This is a genomic window from Chromobacterium sp. CCUG 30098 (assembly GCF_059916605.1).
Map to the genome: position 1 here is coordinate 11,999 of NZ_JAUCGS010000005.1, position 21,249 is coordinate 33,247.

Annotated in this window: 15 protein-coding genes; 5 read left to right on the plus strand and 10 right to left on the minus strand. The window is 66.2% G+C overall.

Translation table 11 applies throughout. The features are described 5' to 3' along the window. Positions 1-8: 8 nt before the first annotated feature. The 3 genes from QUG03_RS12560 to QUG03_RS12570 all read left to right on the plus strand — a co-directional run bounded on the left by QUG03_RS12560 (position 9) and on the right by QUG03_RS12570 (position 1,554). The gene (locus QUG03_RS12560; RefSeq protein WP_107800194.1) at positions 9-419 is read left to right on the plus strand and encodes a VOC family protein; all 411 of its coding nucleotides are present in this window, start codon (positions 9-11) and stop codon (positions 417-419) included. 78 nt (positions 420-497) lie between these two features. Beyond that, on the plus strand, positions 498-956 hold the full coding sequence (locus tag QUG03_RS12565; RefSeq protein ID WP_500820136.1) for a MarR family winged helix-turn-helix transcriptional regulator: 459 nt from the start codon (positions 498-500) through the stop codon (positions 954-956). Between the two features lie 25 nt (positions 957-981). Continuing rightward, entirely contained in the window at positions 982-1,554 is a 573-nt protein-coding gene (locus QUG03_RS12570) for a cysteine hydrolase family protein (RefSeq protein WP_486636882.1), read from the plus strand. 111 nt (positions 1,555-1,665) lie between these two features. Here the strand turns inward: QUG03_RS12570 and QUG03_RS12575 are convergent, their stop codons facing one another. Next, positions 1,666-2,583 (minus strand): bestrophin family protein, encoded by a 918-nt coding sequence (locus tag QUG03_RS12575; RefSeq protein WP_107800197.1) that lies wholly within the window; start codon positions 2,581-2,583, stop codon positions 1,666-1,668. 226 nt (positions 2,584-2,809) lie between these two features. After that, positions 2,810-3,709 (minus strand): LysR family transcriptional regulator, encoded by a 900-nt coding sequence (locus tag QUG03_RS12580; protein WP_107800198.1) that lies wholly within the window; start codon positions 3,707-3,709, stop codon positions 2,810-2,812. 127 nt (positions 3,710-3,836) lie between these two features. On the opposite strand from QUG03_RS12580, the gene QUG03_RS12585 reads away from it, so the two are divergent. After that, positions 3,837-4,595: an SDR family NAD(P)-dependent oxidoreductase gene (locus QUG03_RS12585; RefSeq protein WP_107800199.1), complete on the plus strand. Its 759-nt coding sequence runs from the start codon at positions 3,837-3,839 to the stop codon at positions 4,593-4,595. Between the two features lie 204 nt (positions 4,596-4,799). Further along, the gene (locus tag QUG03_RS12590; RefSeq protein ID WP_500820138.1) at positions 4,800-8,645 is read left to right on the plus strand and encodes an EAL domain-containing protein; all 3,846 of its coding nucleotides are present in this window, start codon (positions 4,800-4,802) and stop codon (positions 8,643-8,645) included. A 108-nt stretch (positions 8,646-8,753) separates the two neighbouring features. On the opposite strand, the gene QUG03_RS12595 is transcribed toward QUG03_RS12590, so the two are convergent. The 8 genes from QUG03_RS12595 to QUG03_RS12630 all read right to left on the minus strand — a co-directional run bounded on the left by QUG03_RS12595 (position 8,754) and on the right by QUG03_RS12630 (position 20,899). After that, the gene (locus QUG03_RS12595) at positions 8,754-9,167 is read right to left on the minus strand and encodes a hypothetical protein (protein ID WP_227107660.1); all 414 of its coding nucleotides are present in this window, start codon (positions 9,165-9,167) and stop codon (positions 8,754-8,756) included. A 153-nt stretch (positions 9,168-9,320) separates the two neighbouring features. Then, a complete protein-coding gene (locus QUG03_RS12600; protein WP_500820139.1) occupies positions 9,321-10,385 on the minus strand; it encodes a beta-N-acetylglucosaminidase domain-containing protein in 1,065 nt (354 codons plus the stop codon). A 185-nt stretch (positions 10,386-10,570) separates the two neighbouring features. After that, positions 10,571-15,118 (minus strand): PAS domain S-box protein, encoded by a 4,548-nt coding sequence (locus tag QUG03_RS12605; RefSeq protein ID WP_500820140.1) that lies wholly within the window; start codon positions 15,116-15,118, stop codon positions 10,571-10,573. Between the two features lie 156 nt (positions 15,119-15,274). Then, a complete protein-coding gene (locus QUG03_RS12610) occupies positions 15,275-16,561 on the minus strand; it encodes a serine hydrolase domain-containing protein (protein ID WP_107800205.1) in 1,287 nt (428 codons plus the stop codon). A gap of 265 nt (positions 16,562-16,826) precedes the next feature. After that, positions 16,827-18,059, minus strand: coding sequence for a hypothetical protein (locus tag QUG03_RS12615; RefSeq protein ID WP_500820141.1), 1,233 nt, complete (start codon positions 18,057-18,059; stop codon positions 16,827-16,829). Positions 18,060-18,061: 2 nt separating this feature from the next. After that, positions 18,062-18,832: an outer membrane lipoprotein-sorting protein gene (locus QUG03_RS12620; protein ID WP_500820142.1), complete on the minus strand. Its 771-nt coding sequence runs from the start codon at positions 18,830-18,832 to the stop codon at positions 18,062-18,064. Between the two features lie 22 nt (positions 18,833-18,854). Beyond that, the gene (locus QUG03_RS12625) at positions 18,855-20,231 is read right to left on the minus strand and encodes an ABC transporter permease (RefSeq protein ID WP_500820143.1); all 1,377 of its coding nucleotides are present in this window, start codon (positions 20,229-20,231) and stop codon (positions 18,855-18,857) included. Then, positions 20,228-20,899 (minus strand): ABC transporter ATP-binding protein, encoded by a 672-nt coding sequence (locus QUG03_RS12630; RefSeq protein WP_253314138.1) that lies wholly within the window; start codon positions 20,897-20,899, stop codon positions 20,228-20,230. Before QUG03_RS12630 ends, QUG03_RS12625 begins: the two co-directional genes overlap by 4 nt. Positions 20,900-21,249: the final 350 nt, after the last annotated feature.

Sequence of the window (21,249 nt, forward strand, 5' to 3'; positions counted from 1 at the left end):
TCTCCCTGATGAAAACCCTGCTGCCCTACATCAACTTCCACGGCCAGTGCGAACAGGCGCTGGCCTTCTACCGCCAATGCTTCAACGGCGAAATCGTGGCGCTGATGCGCTTCGGCGACGCGGACTTCCCCAGCCCGGACGAGGCCAAGAACAAGATTCTGCACGCCGAGTTCAAAGCCGAAGGCGTTCATTTCATGGCCTCCGATGGCATGCCGGGCCGCACGCCCGCCATCGGTGAAAACATCACGCTGAATTTCATGCTGGACAGCGAGACGGAGCAGACCGCGATCTTTGAAGCCCTGGCCCAGGGCGGCCAGATCAACGAGCCGCTGCACGACGCCTTCTGGGGCGCCCGCTTCGGCATGCTGGTGGACCGCTTCGGCATACGCTGGATGAGCAACTGTCAGAAACAAGGCTAGAGCCGGCCTCGGCGTCGCTGGCGGCGCCGTTTTCTCGCCGATTTATCTATACAAACATAGCTATGTTAAAATAGAAAAATGCCTAACTCATCGATCCCGGCGGAGGCCGTGTCCCGGCTGCGCCTGCAACTGATGGCCTTGACGCGCCGTTTGCGCCAGGAGGCCCAGGACGACGAACTGCCGTTTGCCCAGCTTTCGCTGCTGGCCAGCATCGAACGCGCGGACGGCGCCGCAACGCCGTCTGCGCTGGCCCGCGCGGAAAAACTGCGCAGTTCCAACCTGGCCAGCCTGCTGCGCGAACTCGACGCCGGCGGTCTGATTCTGCGCGCCGGCGACCCCAATGACGGCCGCAAAGTCCGGATTCGCCTGAGCGGCGCCGGTCGCCAGGTCCTTGACGCTCACCGCCTGCGCAAAGACGACTGGCTGCGCGCCGCGCTGGCCGGACTGCCGCCGCAGCACCTGGAACTGCTGCTCGCCGCCGGCGAGCTGCTGGCGGAACTGGCCGCAACAGAAACGCCGGCCGTTCGCCGGTCTTGATCAATACGCCATAAGGAACTCAGCGATGAACACCGCTTTTATCGGACTGGACTATATCCGCGACATCATGATGGACGGCGGCAAGGTCGCCCGCTGCGCCGAGCACGCGCGTCAACGCGGCGTCATCGCCGCCGCCAACCAGGCCATCGCCGAGGCGCGCCGCCGCCGCTGGCTGGTGGCGCAGGTGAAAGTGGGCTTCGCGCCCTCCTATGTGGAACAACCCAAGGCTTCGCCGCTGTTCGGCCGCGCTCACGAATTCGGCGCGCTGGATCTGTCCGGCCCCGGCACCGCCTTCCACCCGGAGCTGGACGTAAGGCCAGAAGATGCCATCGTGATCAAGCCGCGCGTCAGCGCCTTCTACGCCACCTCGCTGGAAGCGGTGCTGCGCGCCCATCGCATCGAACGCCTGATCCTGTCCGGCGTCAGCAGCACTTGGGCGGTGCAGGCCGCCGCGCGCGACGCTCACGACCGCGATTACCAGGTGCTGGTGCTGGAGGACGGCTGCGCCGCCGCCAGCGAGGAAGAGCATCAGATCTCGATGCGCCAGCTGGCGACGATAGCCCGCATCATCAGCCTGGACGAGCTGGCCGCGCTGTAAGAACCTGTTTACGACCTGCTGCGCTTCGTGAGATGCGGCACGATGAGTACGCCTTGCCCCGCCTTAGCTCGCTAGAGCGTAAACACGTTCTAAGCTATGCGGCTCGATGGCTCAATACAGATAAATGCCCTGCTGCGAAGGCGCCGGAGCCGCCACTTCCTCGCCCTGCATCTCGCGCAAGGAGGCTTCGATGCCGTGGCAGAGCGCGGACAGCGGCAGGTCGTTGCCCTCCTTGCCAAATGGCTCCTCCAGCTCCTCGCCTATCACTTCCAGCGCCAGATAGGTGTAGGCGATGAAGACCGCGATCGCCGGCGTCAGCCAGCCTATGCTGGTAACCAGGCCGGCCGGCAACAGCAGGCTGTACACCGTGACGGTGCGGTTGAGCAGCACCCGGTAAGTGAAGGGAATGGGCGTGGAGGCGATGCGCTCGCAGCCGCCCAGCACTTCCGACAGCGAGTTCAGATTACGGTCCAGCGCATGCCATTGCATATCGCCCAACACGCCGTCGCCGCGCATGCGCGCGGCCAATTGCCCTAGCCAGGACAGGATCAGCGCCGGCTTGAAGCGCGCCGCCAACGCCTTGTCCAGAATCTCCTCCGGCAGCAAACGACGCAGATGGGCGTCGGCGTCGTCTCCGCGCAACTGCGCCTTGAGCGCGTAGGCGAAGGCGCAACAGCCGTCTATCAGACGCCGCGCGTCCGCATTGTCCGGCGCCAGCGACAGAACCTGCCGCGCCAGCGAGCGGTTGACGATCAGCAAGCTGCCCCACAGCTTGCGCGCCTCCCAAAAGCGCTCGTAGCTGACCGAGTTGCGAAAACCCAGGAAGATGGCCAGCGACACCCCCATCAAGGTAAAGGCGGGAATGCTGAGCGCGGAGTCCGCGTGTTCGCTCAGCCACCAGCCGCGCACGGCGGCGGCGGCGATGGAAATGAAGAAGACCAGCAGCAGGCGCGGCATGATGCGCGGCAGCACCGAACCGTGCCAGACAAACAACAGGCGCAGCCAGGAAGAAGTGGATCTAACAATCATGGCGGGAATATGACGAAGTAAGAACGTGTTTACGATCTCGCAAGCCAAGGCGAGACAAGGCGAAAACCGCCGAGAAAGCGGAATGTACACACGGTACATGAGCATTTCGAAGAGGTTTTCAACGCCGTATCGCCAACGCGCAGCTGATCGTAAACAGGTTCTAAAATGGTTGACCGGCCCCCATGATAGGGCAGCTTGGCCCTGCGCCGCCATGTTTGCGCCCGATTCACACAAGATGCGGCGCCAGCGCCTCCGCCAGCCAATCCATGAAAACCTGCGCCCGGCGCGGCAGGTTGCGGCGGTGGGCGTACAACAGCGTGACCGGCATCGGCGCGGCGCGGTAGTCCGGCAGCACTTCCACCAGTTCGCCGCTGTCCAGCAAATGGCGCACGCCGGACTCCGGCGCCTGAATCAGGCCCAACCCGGCCAGACAGGCGGCCTGGTAGGCGTCGGCGTTGTTGACGATGACGCTGCCGGCCATCGCCAGCCAATGGCTGCCGTTGCCGTCCCGCCACTCCCAGCCGGCCGGGCGCGCGCCCAGGGTGGAAACATAGTGAACCAGCCGGTGCCGCGCCAGGTCCTCCAGGCCGGCCGGCGCGCCGTGACGCGCCAGATAGCCGGGGCTGGCGCAATTGAGCTGCCGAAAACGTCCCAGCGGCCGCGCCACCAGACTGGAGTCGCCAAGCTCCCCCACGCGCAGCACGCAATCGAAACCTTCTCGCACGATGTCCACCTTGCGGTCGGTGCTGCTCAGCTCCAGCTCCAAACGCGGGTGGCGCTGCAGGAATTCGTCCAGCCGCGGCAATACCTGGTAGCGCGCCACGCCGCTGGGCATGTCCACCCTCAGCCGCCCGCCCAGCGCCTCCTCGCCGCGCTGGAACATGCTTTGCAACTCGTCCATGTCCGCCAACACATCCTTGCAACGCTCGTAAAAAGCCTGCCCGTCCTGGGTCATCTGCACTTTGCGCGTGGTCCGGTGCAGCAAGCGCGCGCCCAACCAGGATTCGGTCTGCTTGACCGCCACCGAGATGCTGGCCTTGGGCAGGCCCAAGCTGTCCGCCGCCTGCGTGAAGCTGGACAACTCGGCCACCCGGACAAAAATCTGCATCGCTTCCAGCTTGTTCATGCCGCCGCCAATTGTTATCAATATACGAACACTATAATTTAAATAATCATATTTGTTTATCAAAAACCATACAATAAACTAAGCTCATCGGGTCCAAGCCTGCACCCGCCCCCTACAGGAGATTCCCATGAGCAAGAAAATCGCAGTCATCACCGGCGGCAGCCGCGGCCTGGGCAAAAGCGCGGCCCTGCACCTGGCGCGCCAGGGCGTGGACGTCGTCATCACCTACCAAAGCCGCGCCGCCGACGCCGAGGCGGTGGTCGCCGAGATTCAAGCACTGGGCGGCCAGGCCGCCGCGCTGGCGCTGGACGTCGGCCAGAGCGCCGGCTTCGCCGCCTTCGCCGAGCGGCTGCGCCAGACGCTGGCCGAGCAATGGCAACGCGCCGACTTCGATTTTCTGGTCAACAACGCCGGCATCGGCATCCACGCCGCCTTCGCCGACACCAGCGAGGCGCAGTTCGACCAACTGATGAACATCCAGCTCAAAGGCCCGTTCTTCCTGACCCAGACACTGCTGCCGCTGATCGCCGACGGCGGCCGCATTCTCAACGTCTCCACCGGCCTGACCCGCTTCGCCCTGCCCGGCTACGCCGCCTACGCGGCGATGAAGGGCGGCGTGGAGGTGCTGACCCGCTACCTGGCCAAGGAGCTGGGGCCGCGCGGCATCGCGGTCAACGTCATCGCCCCCGGCGCGATTGAAACCGACTTCGGCGGCGGCCTGGTGCGCGACAACGAACAGGTCAACGCCCATATCGCCGCGCAAACCGCGCTGGGCCGCGTCGGCCGGCCCGACGACATCGGCGGCGCCATCGCCACCCTGCTCAGCGACGGCGCCGCCTGGGTCAACGGTCAGCGCGTGGAAGCCTCCGGCGGCATGTTCCTCTGAGCGTTGGAAGCCGCCCTCCCCAGCCGTCTAAGTGTAAGTACTTAGCACCGGGTTTCCCCCGTGAAAGCCTTTCCTGGCAAGGCTTGCGCGGGGGCGGCCGCACGCCCGCGGCCCAGGCAACGCATTTGGCATACATATGACTTGCCCCCTCCGGCGACAGGAACTAATTTTTGAGTATCCCCAGCCCCGGAGAGTACCCGCCACATGCGCGCAGGCCTGAACCGCATTCTGTCCTTCGTCAGCGGACTGGGCTTGCGCGCTCAGTTGCTGCTGTTCGCGCTGGCCTGCCTGCTGCCCGCCGCGGCGCTGATCGGCATCGGCGCCTTCGAATCGGCCCGCGACATGCGCGACGCCGCTCAGGATCAGACCCGCGTGCTGGCCGACCAGGTGGACCAGGCGCTGGCGAGCAAGATCACGGAACTGGAACGCGTGCTGGCGCAGTTGAGCAGGCGGACGCCGATACGTCGCTTCGACTTCGATGAATGCGCCGTCGCGTTCCGCGACATCGCGCTGAGCTTTCCCTCCGCCACCCAACTGACGCTCAGCAGCGCCACCGGCCTGCAAGTCTGCAGCCACGCGTCCAATCCCGCGGTCAGAACGCCGCCGACCAAGGCCGACTGGTTCCAACGCGCGCTGGCGGCGCCCGGACTGATGCTCAGCGAGCCCTTGCTGGAGCCCGCCACCCAGCGCTGGGTGATGATGCCCAGCTATCCGGTGCGCGACGAACAAGGCCGGCCCATTGGTCTGCTGACCGTGCAAATGGACTTGCTGACGCTGCAGGCCCAGGTCTTACCCTCGACGCTGGACCGCAAGCTGACCATCGCGGTGCTGAGCTCGCAAGCGGCTTTTCTGTTGCGTTACCCCGATCCCGCGCTGTGGCACGGCAAAACCTCGATCAACGTCGCCCGCACCATCGCTCGCATCCGCGGCAACGCCTCCGGTTTCGAACTGGGCGTCGGCCGCGACGGGGTGTCGCGGCTTTACTCCTACCGCAAATTCTCCCAGGCCAACTGGCTGATCATCGCCGCGCTGCCGGAACAAGAGGTGCTCGCGCCCTACTACAGCCGCCTGCGCTGGAGCGCGGCCAGCGGCATCGTCACCTTGCTGCTCTGCGGCTTGCTGGCGCAAAGCTTCAGCCGCGCGCTGACGCGGCCGGCGCGCCGATTGGCCGAAACCGCGCAAGCGGTGGCCGACGGCGACGCGCAGGCGCGCGCCCCGGAACTGGGACCGCAAGAATTGCGCGCGGTGTCGCGCCAGTTCAACTTGATGCTGGACCAGTTGCAAACGCATGTCACGGCGATCCGCCTCAGCGAGATGCAACGCGCCGGCATCATCAACACCGCGATGGACGCCATCGTCACCATCGACGCCGATCTGAACATCATCCTGTTCAACCCCGCGGCGGAACAGGCATTCGGCTATCGCGCCGAGCAGGTGCTGGGCCGGCAGATAGACATGCTGGTGCCGGAAGCGCTCCGGCCCGGCCACGCTCAGCGGATCCACGGCTTCGGCCAGAACGGCCCGGTCAGCCGCAGCCTGGCGCCGGCCGGCGGCGTGCGCGGGCTGCGCGCCGACGGCAGCGAGTTCTACGCAGAAGCCTCGGTGTCCCAGCTGGAGGTGGAAGGCCAGAAGTATTACACCGCCATCATGCGCGACATCACCCTGCGGCTGAAAACCGAACAGGAGCTCAAACGCCACAGCCAGCAGCTGGAGTCGCTGCGCGACATGGGCCTGACCCTGCTGTCCGCCGCCAGCCCGCAGCAAACCGCGCAGGAGGCCTTGCGCATGCTTGCGCAACTGGTGCCGTTCTGGGGCGCGTCGGCCACGGTGTTCGACTGGAGGCACGAGGAAACCATCTTCCTGGCGCTGGAGTGCGACGCCAAGGACGAGATCCCGATCGACAGCCGCTTCCCCTTCTCCAGCTATGGCTTGAGCGATCTGGAGCAACTCAAGCGCGGACAGCCCAGCTTCGTGCACGACATCACCACGCTGGCGCAGCCGCCGGCGCTGGTCAAATGGCTGCGCAGCCACGGCGTGCGCGCTTATCTGCGGCTGCCGCTGATGGCGGAAGGACAGTTGCTGGGCTCCTTGAACCTGGCCTTCCAGGAGGTTGCCCAGCATGGCTTCGAGCATCTGGAGATCGCCCGGGCCTTCGCCCAGCAACTGGCCATCACCTTGCAGCACTCCATGCTGCGGCTGCGCATAGAACGGCTCAACCGCGTTTACGCCATCCTCAGCGGCATCAATATGTTGATCGTGCGCTGCCACGACCGCCAGGAACTGTTTCGCGAAGCCTGCCGCATCGCCACCCAGAGCGGCGCGTTCAAACTGGTCTGGATCAGCATGCTGGACCGGAGCGACGGCGAACACCGCATCGCCGCGCTGCAAGGACAGACCGAGCCGCCTCCCAACGCCGACGCGCTGCTGCAACTGTCCGCCGCCGCCATCGCCAGCGGCGGCAACATCGTCTGCAATCAGCTTGGCTCGCCACTGCCCTACGCGGCGCGCGAGCAATTGCTGGCGCAAGGCATCCGCTCGCTGGCCTGCCTGCCGCTGCCGCTGCCCGGACAACGCGCCGCCTCGCTGACGCTGTGCTCCAACGAAGCCAACGCCTTCGACCACGAGGAAATGCAGCTGCTGGCCGAACTGGCCGGCGACATCGCTTTCGCGCTGGATCACATCGAAAAAGAGGAAAGGCTGCACTTCCTGTCCTACTACGATGAGCTGACCGGCCTCGCTAACCGCAGCCTGTTCCACGAGCGCCTGGCGCAGCAAATCAGCTCCAGCCACCATGAACAGCGCCGCCTGGCGGTGATCTTCCTCGACATCGAGCACTTCAAATCCATCAACGACGTCTACGGCCGCTGGGCCGGCGACCAGGTGCTGCGCCTGCTGGCGGCGCGGCTGGAGTCGTTTACCGAAGAGGCCCGGCTGCTGGCCTGCGTCAAGATAGACCGCTTCGCGCTGATCATCCCCGAGGTCAAGAGCGAGGAGGACATCGCGCGTCAGGTGATGCAATTGCAGGAACACTGCGTCGCCCAGCCCATCGCCATCCTGGACAAGCAATTGCGCGTGTCGGCCAAATTCGGCATCGCCATCTTCCCGGAAGACGGCGCCGACGCCGAAAGCCTGCTGGAGAACGCGGAAGCCGCGCTCAAGCTGGCGCAAAGCACCAATGAGCGCTATTTGTTCTACCGTCAGGAGATGAGCGAACGCGCCGCGGTGACGCTGGAGCTGGAAAACCGGCTGCGTCTGGCGCTGGAGCGCCAGGAGTTCGTGCTGCACTACCAGCCCAAAGTGGACGCGGTGTCGCGGCAGATTGTCGGCGTGGAGGCGCTGCTGCGCTGGCAGAGCCCGGAGCGCGGCCTGGTGTCGCCGGCGCAATTCATCCCCTTGCTGGAGGAAACCGGCCTGATCCTGGAGGTGGGCGTCTGGGCCTTGCGTCAGGCCGCGCGCGACCATCTGCGCTGGCTGGAGGCCGGCTATCCGGCGCCGCGCATCGCGGTCAACGTCTCCCCGCTGCAACTGCGCCAGGCCGATTTCTCCGAACAGTTGCAACAGGCCTTGAGCGAAGGCGCCGCCGTGCCGGGCATAGACATCGAAATCACCGAAACCGTGGTGCTGGACAATCTGAACACCTGCGGCGAAACGCTGCGCCGCATCCGCGACATGCAAGTGGGCATTTCCATCGACGATTTCGGCACCGGTTATTCCTCGCTGTCCTATCTGGCCAAGCTGCCCACCCAGGAGCTGAAAATCGACCAGTCCTTCGTCCGCGCGATGCTGAACGATCAGGACGCGATGACGCTGACCGGCGCCATCATCGCGCTGGCCCATTCGCTGCAGCTCCGGGTGGTGGCGGAAGGCGTGGAAACCGACGAACAAGCCACCGCGTTGACGTATATGTTCTGCGACACCCTGCAAGGGTATCTGTTCAGCAAACCGCTGCCGGCGGCGGAGCTGGAACGCCGCTTCTGGCGCGAGCGGCCCGATCCCTGCGCCCCGCTGCTCAACACCGTGCAGCCCCCCGCCACCGCGCCGGCGGGCTGATTCCGCCCGGCCGGACGGCGCCCGATCCACGCCGCGCGCATGCAAAAAGGGAGGCCTGAGCCTCCCTTCGTCCCCGTTCGGGCCGCGCTGAGCGCGGCCTCTTTCAGCTTACTTGGCTGCGGAAGCCGCGGCTTTCTTGTGGGTCTTTTTAGCAGCGTGCTTCTTGTGCTGCGCCGGTTTCTTGGCGGCCTTGGCCGGAGCGGAAGCTTCCGCCTTGGCCGCTTGCGCTTTCTGAGCCGGAGCGGAGGCCGCTTGTTTGTGGGCTTTCTTGGCGACGTGCTTCTTGTGCTGCGCCGGCTTCTTGGCGGCCTTGGCCGGGGCGGAGGCTTCCGCCTTGGCCGCCTGGGCTTTCTGCGCCGGAGCGGAAGCGTGCTTCTTCACCGCCTTGTGCTGCGCTTTCTTGGCGGCGGGAGCGGCTTTGGCGGCCGGGGCGGAAGCCGGCTTGGCGGCTTCGGCGGCGAAACCGGCGGCGGAGCTCAGGGCGAAAGCGGCGGACAGTACGATCAGGCTCAGTTTTTTCATGATGACATTCTCCAGTCGGGTCAGGGGGGCGTCCGTCTGCTCAGTGCGGCCGCGACGCCAGGCTTTGGTGTTTCCTTGCTGCTCATCCTAGGCGTCCCGGCCCGCCCCCGTCTGTTAGTCAGTTGTAAAGGCATGTAACGCCAAGTAGCCTCCCTACTGAGTCTGCACCTCAAGCTCGCTGATCCGATACTCGCCATCCAGCCAGGCCACCACTTCGTGCGCGCAAGGGTGCTCCACCGCCGCGTAACGCGCGCGCAGTTCCGCCGCGCGCTCGCCCAGTTGATCCAGCCCCACGTCCTGCAGCAGCAGCAGATCCCGCCACAGCATGTCGGCCAGTTCCTCGCCGGCCACCACCTGGGCCGCCCGGCGCATCGAGGCGCCGTATTGATAGCGCGGCCCCAAGCGGTAGCTGTCCGCCAGCGTCAGCGCGGGAATCAGGCTGAGCGCGGCTTGCTGCGCCGGATTGATCCCATGCGCCGCCAGCAGCTCGGCGTTGGCCGCGGACCGCCCGGTGAAGCCGCGCAGGTGCAGGTATTGCGACATCCGCGCGCCGTCGTTCACCGGGTAGTTGTCCCACAACACCGGCTTGCGGCCCAGCCATTTGCCCACTTGCAGCAGGTGTCCAGGCGAGATTTCGCGCGAGCACACCTCCTCGCCGGTCCAGAAAATATCGATGTCCGGCGCCAGCCACTGGCCCAGTTGCTGCAGATAGCCGGCCGGGCGCTGGCCGAACACCCGGTCCAGCACCGGATCGCTGGAATAATAGCTGGGGCAGACCAACAAACGCTCCACCGTGCAGCGCTGCCGCACCCAGGCGACGATCTCCGCCTGGCGCTCCGCCAGATCGGGCAGATCGCCGCGCATATCGTCGAACAGGATGGCCAGTTGGCTGACGCCGATGCGCTGCAGTTGCTCCAGCTTGCGCGCCAGCGCCTGGCGGGCCTCGTCGTTGAAATCCAGATACGCTTCGTACGGGCTCAGCCCCATGCCGAAACCAACCTCCTGCCGCCGGCAATGAGCGGCGAACGCCGCCAGCCTAGCCTCCTGCTCAGCCGGGTAGTCCAGCTGCCACTGGCGGCGCAGATACGCGTCCGCTTTGGGCGCGTACAGATAGAAACGGTAGCCGTGCGCCGCCAGCGTGGTGACCAGCAGCTCCCGCTGCGCCCAATTCCACGGCTTGCCGTAGAAGCCTTCGATAGTGCCTAAAGGGATATTCATGTAGAGAAACCTTCCGCGTCCTCGGCGCATCGGCGCCAGCCTGCCTCGCGTCCAACGCCAGGCCGGATCTTCGCGCCCGGCCGGCGACCGGAATGGCCGCCGGCCATCGGAAAAAATGACTTCATCCTATTGATTGACTCAATAAGCTGCGCCAAGTTGCATGAAAAGGCCAGAATCTGGCGCGCTTATGCCATTGCCGGCAAGGCGTCCAGGGCCGCGCACAAGGCCGTCAGCTCCAGGCCCAGCGCCTGCATGCCGGGCATAGCCTCCTCAAGCCGCCCTTGCCGCAAGACGGCTTCCAGCGCGGCGGCCTCGGTCTGGATGCGGACCAGCCCCAAGGAGCCGGCGGCGCCTTTCAGCGAATGAGCGATACGGCATGCCTCCTCGCCCTCCTCGGCCCGCGCCAGGCCCTGCAGCCTGGCCAAGTCGTCGCGGTGCATGCCCGCGAATTTGCGCAGCAAGCGCTCAAAACGCTCCAGGTCGTCCCCGACGATGCGCAGGCCCGCCTCCAGGTCCACGCCGGGCAGCCTCATCAACTGTTCCCGGCGCCCGCTTTCCGGCGTCGGATCGACGCGGATCCTCTCGGGCGGAATCATCGACGGCAGCCATTTCAGCAGCAAGCCGAACAGCTGTTCCGGGTCCACCGGCTTGGCCACGAAGTCGTTCATGCCGACCTCCAGGCAACGCTGGCGATCCTCGTCGAAGGCGTTGGCGGTCATGCCCAGAATCGGGACCCGCTCCCAGCTCGGCATGGCCCGGATCCGGCGCGTCGCCTCCAAGCCGTCCAGCTCCGGCATCTGCACGTCCATCAGCACCAGATCGTATTCGCTCGCGGCGGCGCACTCCACGGCCTCGCGGCCGTTCCTCGCCAGCTCGGCTCTCAGGCCGACGCTGCCCAATAGCCAGAGCGCCACTTCCTGGTTGATCACGTCGTCCTCCACCACCAGCACCCGCGCGTCCGCGCGCAAGCGCAGTTCGGCCTCCACCTCGTCCGGCTCCACGCCGGCGGGCTCGGCCGCCACGCTCCGCCCCAGGGTCAGCCAGGCGGTCAGCCAAAACACGCTGCCCTGTCCTTCCCGGCGTTCCACCCCCACTTCGCCGCCCATCAAGGCCGCCAGCCGCTGGGTGATCGCCAACCCCAGGCCGGTGCCGCCGTATTTGCGGGTGGTGGAATCGTCCGCCTGCTGAAACGCCTGGAACAGGCCGGCCAGCTTGTCGGCGGGAATGCCTATGCCGGTGTCGCGCACCTCGAAGCGCAGCAGCAGGCGCTCGCCCTCGCTCCTCAGCAGCCGGGCGCGCAGGGCTATCGTGCCCCGCTCGGTGAATTTGACCGCGTTGCCGGCGTAGTTGAGCAAGGCCTGGCGCAGGCGGGTGGGATCGCCGCGCAGACACGGCGGCACGCCGGCGTAATCGATCTCCACGCGCAAGCCCTTGGCCTGCGCCGCTTCGTCGATCAGCGACCGCGCATGGTCGAACAGCGCCCCGACGGAGAAGTCGGTCCGCTCCAGCGACAACTTGCCGGCTTCGATCTTGGACAGATCCAGAATGTCGTTAATGATGGAGAGCAGATGCCCGCTGGCCACCAGCACCTTTTCCAGCTTGGCCTGCTGCTCCGGCCGCGGCTGGGTGCGCATCAGCAAGTGGGTGAAACCGATGATGGCGTTCAAGGGCGTACGGATTTCATGGCTCATATTGGCGACGAAGGCGCTCTTGGCCAGATTGGCCGCTTCCGCGTCCTCCTTGGCGCGCACCAGAGCCTGCTCGGTTTCCTTGCGCCGGGTGATGTCGGTGACGAAACCGATGATGGTGTCCGAGGCGCCCGGCGTGTCCGGCAAATAGTACAAAATCATCTCCACCGCCACCAGCCGCCCGTCCCGCGTTCTTTGCCAGGTTTCGAACTGCGCCCGGCTCTGTTGCCGCAGGCGCTCCACGGTGCGCGCGTAAAGGTCGGGCGTGGTGTCGGGCACGATGTCGGACACGTTCAGGCGCAGCATGTCTTCGATGTCGTAGCCCAGCAATTGCGCCGCGTAGCGGTTGACGTAGATCAGCCGCCCGCTGGCGACGTCCACCCAATGTATGCCTATGCCCACGCTGTCCATGGCGAACTGGGTCGTTTGCAGTTTGGCGCTGGTGGCGCGCACCTCGGCGGTGCGCATCGCCACCAACTCTTCCAGATGATGACGATGCTGGTCCAGTTCCAGGCCCAGGCGTTTTTTCTCGCTGATATCCTCCTGCAAGGACAGATAATGGCTGATTCTGCCGTCCGGCTGACGGATAGGCGAGATATGGGCGAAGTCCACATAGTCGCTGCCGTCCTTGCGCCGGTTGAACAGCTCGCCTTTCCACGGCTTGCCGGCCCGCAGCGCCTCCCAGAGTTCGGCATAGGTTTCCGCCGGGGTCAGCCCGGACTTGAGCAGATTGGGCGTTCGCCCCATCACTTCTTCCCGGCTGTAGCCGGTATTGCGGACAAAGGCTTCGTTGACGTATTCGATCCGCGTCTCCAGATCGGTGATGACGACGCTCTCCGGGCTCTGTTCCACCGCCATCGACAGCTGACGGATCCGTTCCGCCGCCTGCCGTCTCAGAGTGATGTCGCGGAAAGCGCCGTAGACCCCGCCGTCCGGCAGGCGGATCGCGTTCACTTCCACCGGCACCTCGGCGCCGTCCTTGCGCCGCAACAGCATCTCGGCGCTCAGCTGCTCGTCGGACAGCAGGCGCCGGAACAAGGACTGCGCATCGCCCGCCGCGGAGTCGACGCTGAAATCGCCCACCCGCATCGCCAGGATTTCCGCTTCCTCATAGCCCAATAGCTGACAGGCTTGCAGATTGGCGTACTGATAACGCCCTTCCGCGTCCGCCACCAAGACCGCGTCGGCCGCATGATCCAGCACGCTGCGATACCGCGCTTCGGCGCTGGCCAGCGCCTGGGTTTTTTCACGCAACGGCCGTAAATCGTTATAGGTGCCGAAAAAGCCGCAAAACGCGCCGGACAGATCGTGCATGGCGGTGACGGAAGCGTACACCGGGATGATTTCGCCGTTGCGGGCGACGCGGGCCAGTTCGCCGCTCCAGCGCCCTTGTTCCACCACCTGCCGTTCCAGCGCCGCCCGTTCCGCCCTCCTTGCCGGGTCGTCCGGGATGAAGCGGGAGATCGACGAGCCCAGCAAATCGCCCATCGGATACCCCATCAGTTCGCCGAACGCGGCGTTGACGTACAAGATGTTCTTGGCCGCGTCGGTCATCACCACCGGCTGCGCCGATTGATCCAGCGCTTCCGCCAGCCGGTGGCGCTCTTCTTCCATGGATTTGCGGACGGTGATGTCCTCGGTGAATATCACGATGCCGCCGATGGATCCGTCGCGCGCATGCCATGGCCGCACTTCCCAGCACAGCCACTGCGCCGCGCCGTCCAGGCGCAGAAAGCGGTCCTCCTCCTCGCGTATCACCTCCCCGGCCAGCGCCCGCCGATGCACCTCCCGCCAGACGGCGGGGACTTCCGGAAATACCTCATAGTGGGATCGGCCGATGAGCGTCTCGCCGTCCAAACGGTAATCGTCGAGCCAGCGGCGGCTGGCGGCCAGATAACGCATGTCGCGATCGAACATCGCCAGCGCCGCCGGCGCGTGCTCGATGAACAGCGACAGCCTTTCCTCGCTCTCCAGCAAGGCGTTTTCCATGGCCTTGCGCTCGGACACATCCTGCATCGCGCCGCGTACCGACACCACCTTGCCGTCCGCCAGCACCGGTCTGCCGGACACGCGCACCCATTTGCGCTGGCCGCTTGCGCTCAGCAGTTGCAACTCCAGATCATAGGGTTCGGCTTCCGCCACCACCCGGCGCACGGCCTCCTCGATGCGCTGTCGGTCTTCGCCGTGGAAAAAACTCAGTCCAATGCGGGTGTTGATCGGCTCGTCGGCCGGCAGATCGTGAATGCGGGCCACTTCCGAGGTCCAGCCGCCGTCCCCGCTGGCGGGATCGAACCACCACCCACCCACCCGGGCGATGGCGCTCATTTCCCGCAGCCACTCCTCCCGCTGCCTCTGTTCCGCCTCGGCGCGCTTGAGCGCGCTGATGTCGGAGGCGATGCCGCACACCGCGTAGGCTCGCCCCTTGGCATCGCGCAGGGGAAACTTGTACACCAGATAGGTGTGCGGGCCATCGTCCTGCGGCACCGTCTCCTCGTATTCGCGCGCCTGCCCGCTGCTCAACACCTCCAAGTCGGCGCTGCGCAAACTGGCCACCACCTCAGGCGGGAACAGATCCTCGTCGCGCAAGCCGCGCATAGCCTCCGCGCTGATATGGAACAACTCGGGATAGCGCTGGTTGACCAATAAATAGCGGCCGTCCACGTCCTTGACGAAAATCACCGCGGTGGAGTTGTCGATGATGGCGTGCAACAAGGCCTGCTGACGCGTCAGTTCGCTCTCCGCCCAGCGCGAGCGGCGGCTGATCAGGCGCTGGCTGAACAGGCTCAACATCAAGCCGCACAGCGCGAACAGGACAATGGAGGCGGCATCCGCCGGCCGGGCGATGGCGAAGCTCCATTGCGGGGGGATGAACAGATACCAGACCAGCGGCACCGACAAGGCGGTGGCGACCAGGCCGCCGGCCAGCCCGCCCAGCATGGCGGAGAGGAAGACGGCGGGATAAAACAGGAACCAGGCGTAAGGGCGGACCCAGTCCCACAACAGCCATTGCGCGGACAGGGCCAGCAAGGGCACCAGAACCCCCATCCCGCACGCGCGCCATGGAAAGACAGCGAGAAAGGCCCGGAAACGCCACCCCCGCGCCCCTTGTTTAAAGTCCGTCAATTCTCGGCCTCGACTCGAAAGCTGGCTTGGTTTTGTCTGTTCTCACGATAGACCACGCCATCCCGCCGGACAAACCGCCTACTGCCGCCGCAGACGCCTGGTCACCCCCTCCGCGTCGCACCATTGCAAGGTCCCTTCCTCTATCAACAAGGTCTCCGGCAGCACGGCGGCGCGCGCCAGTTGCGGCGTCTGCGCCGTCACCGTCAACGGGTAGGCGATGGGCAGATCGTAACGGCGCGGACTGCGCGCATAGCAGCCGTGCTCGTTGTAAAACAACTCCAGCCACGCCCCTTCCCCGTTCTCATAGCGACCGGGGACGAACAACTGCTCGTCCGGCTGCTGCCGTCCCGGCGGCGGCAGCGCTTCCAGCGTTTCTCCGCTGGCGATGCGCGCCAAATCCCTGCCCAAACGCTCCACCGGCGAGCCGAAGGCGTTGGTCAGCGCCACCACACCGCCGCCGCCGGGCAAGACGCTCATGAAGGCGAAGAAGCCGTTGACGTCGCCAAAATGCTGGGCCAGCCGCTGCCGGCGGCCGGCCAGCGTCCAGTCCTCGCCGTAAAACCCGTAGGCATACTCCAAGGCCCCCACGTCCAGCATCAAGGCCGCCAGCCGGGCCGGCAACGCCTCTCCCCGCTGCAGGGCCTCCAACCAGCGGCACAGATCGCCGGCGCTGGAGGCCAGATCGTAAACGCCCCAGGCCACCGACATGTCCATAGGTTCCGCGTAGCGCCATGGCGCTCCCGGATGCAGGCCGCGCGCGGCTTGCGGCAGGATGACGCGGCCGTCGTCGACATAGGTGCGCTCCAGGCCCAGCGGCCGGAACAGGTATTGCTGCCGATAGCTGGCGAAGTCCTGATCCGCGACCCGCTCCACAATGGCCGCCAGCAACAAATAGCCGGTATTGCTGTAAGCGTGGGCGATGCCGGGCGGGCAGGCCGGCGGCAAGGCGTGCGCCCAGTCCAGCAGTTCCTGCGGCCGGTGCGCCAGCCGCATCCGCGTCGGCCAATACTCGGCCGCGCTGGTGAAATTGGCGGTGCCGGCGCTGTGATTCAGCAATTGATGCAGGCTGATGCCCGCCGCATTGGGGAAATCGGGGAAGAAGCGCTCCAGGCTGTCGCTCAGCTCCAGCCGCCCCTGGGCCACCTGCTGCAGCAAGGCGGCCGCGGTGAAGCTCTTGCTCAGCGAGCCGATGCGAAACACGGTGTCCTTCTCGTTGGCCACGCCCAGGCCGGGATCGGCCATGCCGCCGGCCACCGCCACCCGTTCGCCGTCGGCCAGCGAGACGGCGGCCACGCCGTGCAGGCAGCCCGCCGTATTCCAGGAACGCAGATACGTTTGCAAAGCGGCCGCCGTATTCATGCCCATGCCCGTCCCCCTCCGTCAGGATCCTATCGACGCCTAGCGACATCGCGTCGCCCACACATCACTATGGTTGCTTTCCCCGCCGCTCGCCATGCCTTCCCGCGACGCGGCGGTCATCGCGCGCGCCGACTCAGGGCTGTCCGCGCGGTCGCGAGCCGGGACGAGACAGGGCGCTGCGGCGGAGAGAATGGAATAGCCGTACGAGGCACGGGAATTTCGAAGGGGTTTGCAAGGCTTCGCCGCAGCGCGGCGGATCGTGAACAGGCGCTCAGAAGAAATAGTCGAACAGCACTTGCCAGACCCGCCGCGCCGGGCTGGCGCCGTAACGGCTGTCCGGCGCACCGTCGAAGCGTTGCCACTGCAAGGCCAGATCCGCCGGCCCCAGGTGATAGCGGGCCTCCGCCCAATTCATGCCGCTGTGGTCCACCAGGTCGAAGCTGCGCATCGCGGTCACGTCCAGATCGTCCACCAGCGCATCCTGCCAATGCGCGCGCAGCAAGGCGGCGCGCCGGGTAGGCAGACCGCCGCCGGCGCCCACCCCCGCCCGATAAGCGCCGTAGAGCGCGGGCCTCGCGCGCAACGCGCGCCATTCGTCCCGGTCCGGCGCCGCCCCGTCCTGCTGTCCCTCCAGCGTCAGGCTCAGCTTATTGGCGCCGGTCCAGCTCAAGCCGCCGGACAGGCGATTGCGCCAGGCAGAGTCCGGCCGTCCCAGGCTTTGCCTCCAATCGGTCCGCTGCCGGCCGCCGGCCCATTCCAGATAAACCACGGTGGCGTCGCCGAGCACGCGCGACAGATTGAAGCCCAGCTGAGGCGAACGGCCTTGCTCCTGCAACAGCAGCCATTGCGGATTGAGGTTCTCCGCAAAGCGATAACTGCCGGCCAACAGCAGCCGCTGCCGGGGATTGCTGGCGCCCCAGTCCAGGCTGGCGCCGTCCGGATTCGGCCCCGACCCCAGCTTGGGCGACCAGATCGCGGTCAAGGAGCCGCGGTCCCACAGCTTCTGCCAGCGCAACATGGCGTTGCCCAAGCGGTTTTGCCGCAGGCTGTCCGGGTCCGCGGACACCACCGAGCGCACGGTGCCCGCGCCGAGAAAATCGGTGGGGTTGTAGCCGACGGCCACGCCGTAGCGGGTATTGATACGCCCCAGGTCCATCATCGTCTCGACGCCGAACTCGCGGCTCAGATACGCTTCCTTCAAGGTGTTGACGCCGTGGTCCCGCCGCGGCGAGCCGGCGAAGCGCCAATCCAGCCGGTTGGCCAGCACGCCGCGCCAGGCCGGGCTCAGCCGGCCGTCCCAGCGCAGATCGAAGGACAGCCGCTGGCCGTCCTCCCCCGGCCGCGGCGACAAGGCGGCGGCCTCCAGTTGAAGCTTCAGATCCCGCGGCTTGTCATCCTCCATCCGGGTCTGATCGGCCAGCCGCAGCGCGTCCTCCTCCGGCGACGCGTCTGCGCCCCGCGCGGCGGCGCAGACCAGCGCCAGCCCAAACGCCAGCCGCCGCATCGTCATTCGGCCCGGAAGCGCGGCAGATAATCGCGCTGCAGCCAGGCTTCCGGCACCTCGCGCCAGGCGAACTGGCTATTGCGCAGCACGGTGATCCAGCGCGGATTGAGGCCGTCTATGATCACGGTCTCGGTTGGGCGCTCGCGTCCCAGCACCGGCTGGTAAGCGCGGTAATACGCGGTCTTCAGCAAACCGCCGCTTTCGGCGTAGAACTGCGCCTTGCGGCTGCGGTAGCCGTCGCGGTCCACCCACAGATCGATGGCGTGGTAGGTGACGCCGGGATTGCGCGCGCTCAGCCGCAACTTGTAGCAAAGCCGCGCCTGGCGGTCCCCGTCCAGTATCGTTTCCTCGCCGGCCAGCGCCGCCTGATAGTCCAGCGCCAGATTGACGGTGACCACGTCGCCGTTGGCCGCCTGGCCCAAGAGCCGCTGCTGCGGCGAAATCGGCACGCTGGCCTTGCTCGCCGGATCGAAAAACCACAGATCGTTGCCGCTCTTGAGCATCAGCTTGCCGGCGTCCCGCTTGGGATTGATGAAACGCAGCAGGCTGCGGAACTGGCCGCTTTTCTGATCGGCGCGCGAATACACCGCCAGCGCGCTGGCCTCGTTCTGCTTGCCGTCCTTATAGCTGACCAGGGACACCACCAGCCCGAAAGAGCGTTCCGGATTGCGCACCGCGTCGCTATTGGCCAGGATGGTCTGCGCGTCCGGCGCCGCCAGCGCCGACGCCGCCCACAGGGCAACGCTCAACGCGGCCCAGCGTGTCGTCTTCATGCCGGTAGAGATTCCAAACGTTTCACGCATGACGCAAAGCCTCCACGATATTGGCCGCCGCCGCCCGCCGCGCCGGCCACCACGACGACAGCAGCGCCATCGCCATCAAACCGCCGGCGGTCACCGCCATCATCCGCCACTCGCCCCATACCCGCACCAGGATGGGGCTGGGGTCCACCTGCCCCGGCGGCAGCCAGGTCAGCCCGGCGTGATTGATCAGCCAGGCCAGCAACAGCGCCAGCGCGATGCCCAGCACCCCGCCGCCCAGGCCCAGCAGCCAGCCTTCGCACAGGAACAGCCGCTGGATGCCGCGGCGGCGCAGGCCCATCGCCCGCAGCGTGCCGATCTCCACCGTGCGCTCCAGCACCACCATATTCATGGTGTTGCCTATGGTGAACAGCGCCACGCAGGCGATCAACACCGCCAGGAAGCCGAAAATGGTGCCGAACATGCCGGTGATCTGGCCGTATTGCGGCTGCAGCGTGGCGAAGTCGTGCGCCGCCAGCGGCTGGCCGCGCAAGCGGGTGGCGAACAGCTGACGCAAACGCGCCTCGGCCTCCGGAATCTGCGCGGTGTGCCGCAGCTGCAACACGATGGCGGTGGCCATCGGCTCGCCCTGGCCGTACACCAGCTGTTGCGCCTGGCGCAGATGCAGGCCGACATACATATCGTCCAGCTCCTTGATGCCCTGGCTCTCCACCTTGGCCACTTGCAGACGGGCCACATTGGGCGCGCCGGCGGCGGTGGCGGCCAGCAGTTCGATCTGATCGTCGCGGACGCTGGCCGGCGGCGCCGCCGCGGCCAAGGCCTCCAGATCGGCCGGCAGGTCCTTGCCGCCCGGCGGAGCCGGCGGCGGCGCGCAATCCTTGAGCTTGAAGGCCGCGCACAGTTGCAGCACCCGCGCCACCCCGGTGCCTATCACCGCCGCGTTCGGCGCGGTGCCGGTCAGCGCCACCGGCTTGCGCTTGTCGTTGAAGCCGTAATCGTCCCAGCGCCGCAAGCGGTTCTGGGCGTCCACCTCGCTGCCGCGCGCAATCACCGTACGCGAGGCGCCGGCGGAATAATGACCGGCGATGCCGCCCAGGCTCAGCGTGGGCGTGACCACGGTCAGCATGGGCCGCAGCACCGGATCGTTCTCGATCAGCCGCATCGCCGCGCGGTAGTCGCGGATGCCGTAAGCGGCCGGATTGCCGCTGCCGTACAGGAAGTAATCCCGGTGCTGCACCTGCAGATGGCCGCCCGCGCGCACCATGCCGGTTTGCAAGCCGTATTGCACCGTGCGGTTGTAACCGCCGAAGAGCAGCACCGCCACCAGGCCTATGATCATGGTGGACAAGGTCGCCAAGGTGCGGCGACGGTTGCGCAGCAGATTGCGCCAAGCCAGTTTCAAGGTGTTCACGCCAAGGCCTCCCCCGCGTTCAAGACGCCGACCCGGCCGTCGCTGACCAGGTAACGCTCGTCCGCCGCCGCGATCACCTGCGGGTCATGCGAGGAGAACACCACCGCCACTCGGCGTTCTCGCTGCAATTGGCGCAACAGGGCCAGGATGGACGCTCCGGTCTGGCTGTCCAGATTGGCGGTGGGTTCGTCGGCCAGCACCAAGGCCGGCTCGTGCACCAGCGCGCGCGCAATCGCCACCCGCTGGCGCTGCCCGCCGGACAGCTGGCCGGGCCGGTTCGCCGCCTTGTCCGCCAAGCCCACCGCCGCCAACATCTCCAGCGCCCGCTCGCGCCGCTGCCGCGCCGGCACGCCTTGCAATTGCAGTGGGTATTCGACGTTCTCGAAAGCCGACAAGACCGGCATCAGATTGAAGTTCTGGAAGATGAAGCCGATGTGGCGCGCGCGAAAATCGCTGAGCGCGTCATCGCTCAAACGGTTCAGCGCCTGTCCCGCCACCTCGATTTCTCCAACGTCGGCGCGGTCTATGCCGCCGATCAGATTCAGCAGCGTGGTCTTGCCGCTGCCGGACTGGCCGGACAGCACGGTGAAGCGCGCCGCGGCGATCTTGAGGCTGACATCGGCCAGCGCCGGCACCCTCACCTGCTCCATCCAGTAGCTTTTAGACACCCCGTTCACCTCAACCGCCCACATAGTCCGCTCCGCCGTCAAAACACAATGGCATGAATATGCATGAAATCGGCATGAAAAGCTTTGCCTTGTGACAAAACGCCCATTGCGGACTCCAACGGTGTTCCGGCCGCGCCAAAGCGCGCGCATCGACACCGGTTTTCCATGGGAGTAGCATGGTTTTATCCCTCGCAAAGGAGCTTGCATGACACAAAACACAAACCAGCCCCAAGCCCCCCTGCCCGCGGAAGCGGACGCCGACGCCCAGCCGCCGGCCGTCAAGCCGCCGCGCCGAACCGCCTCCCACCGCCGCAACAATGTGGAGCGCGCGCACCAGGAATCGGTGCAAG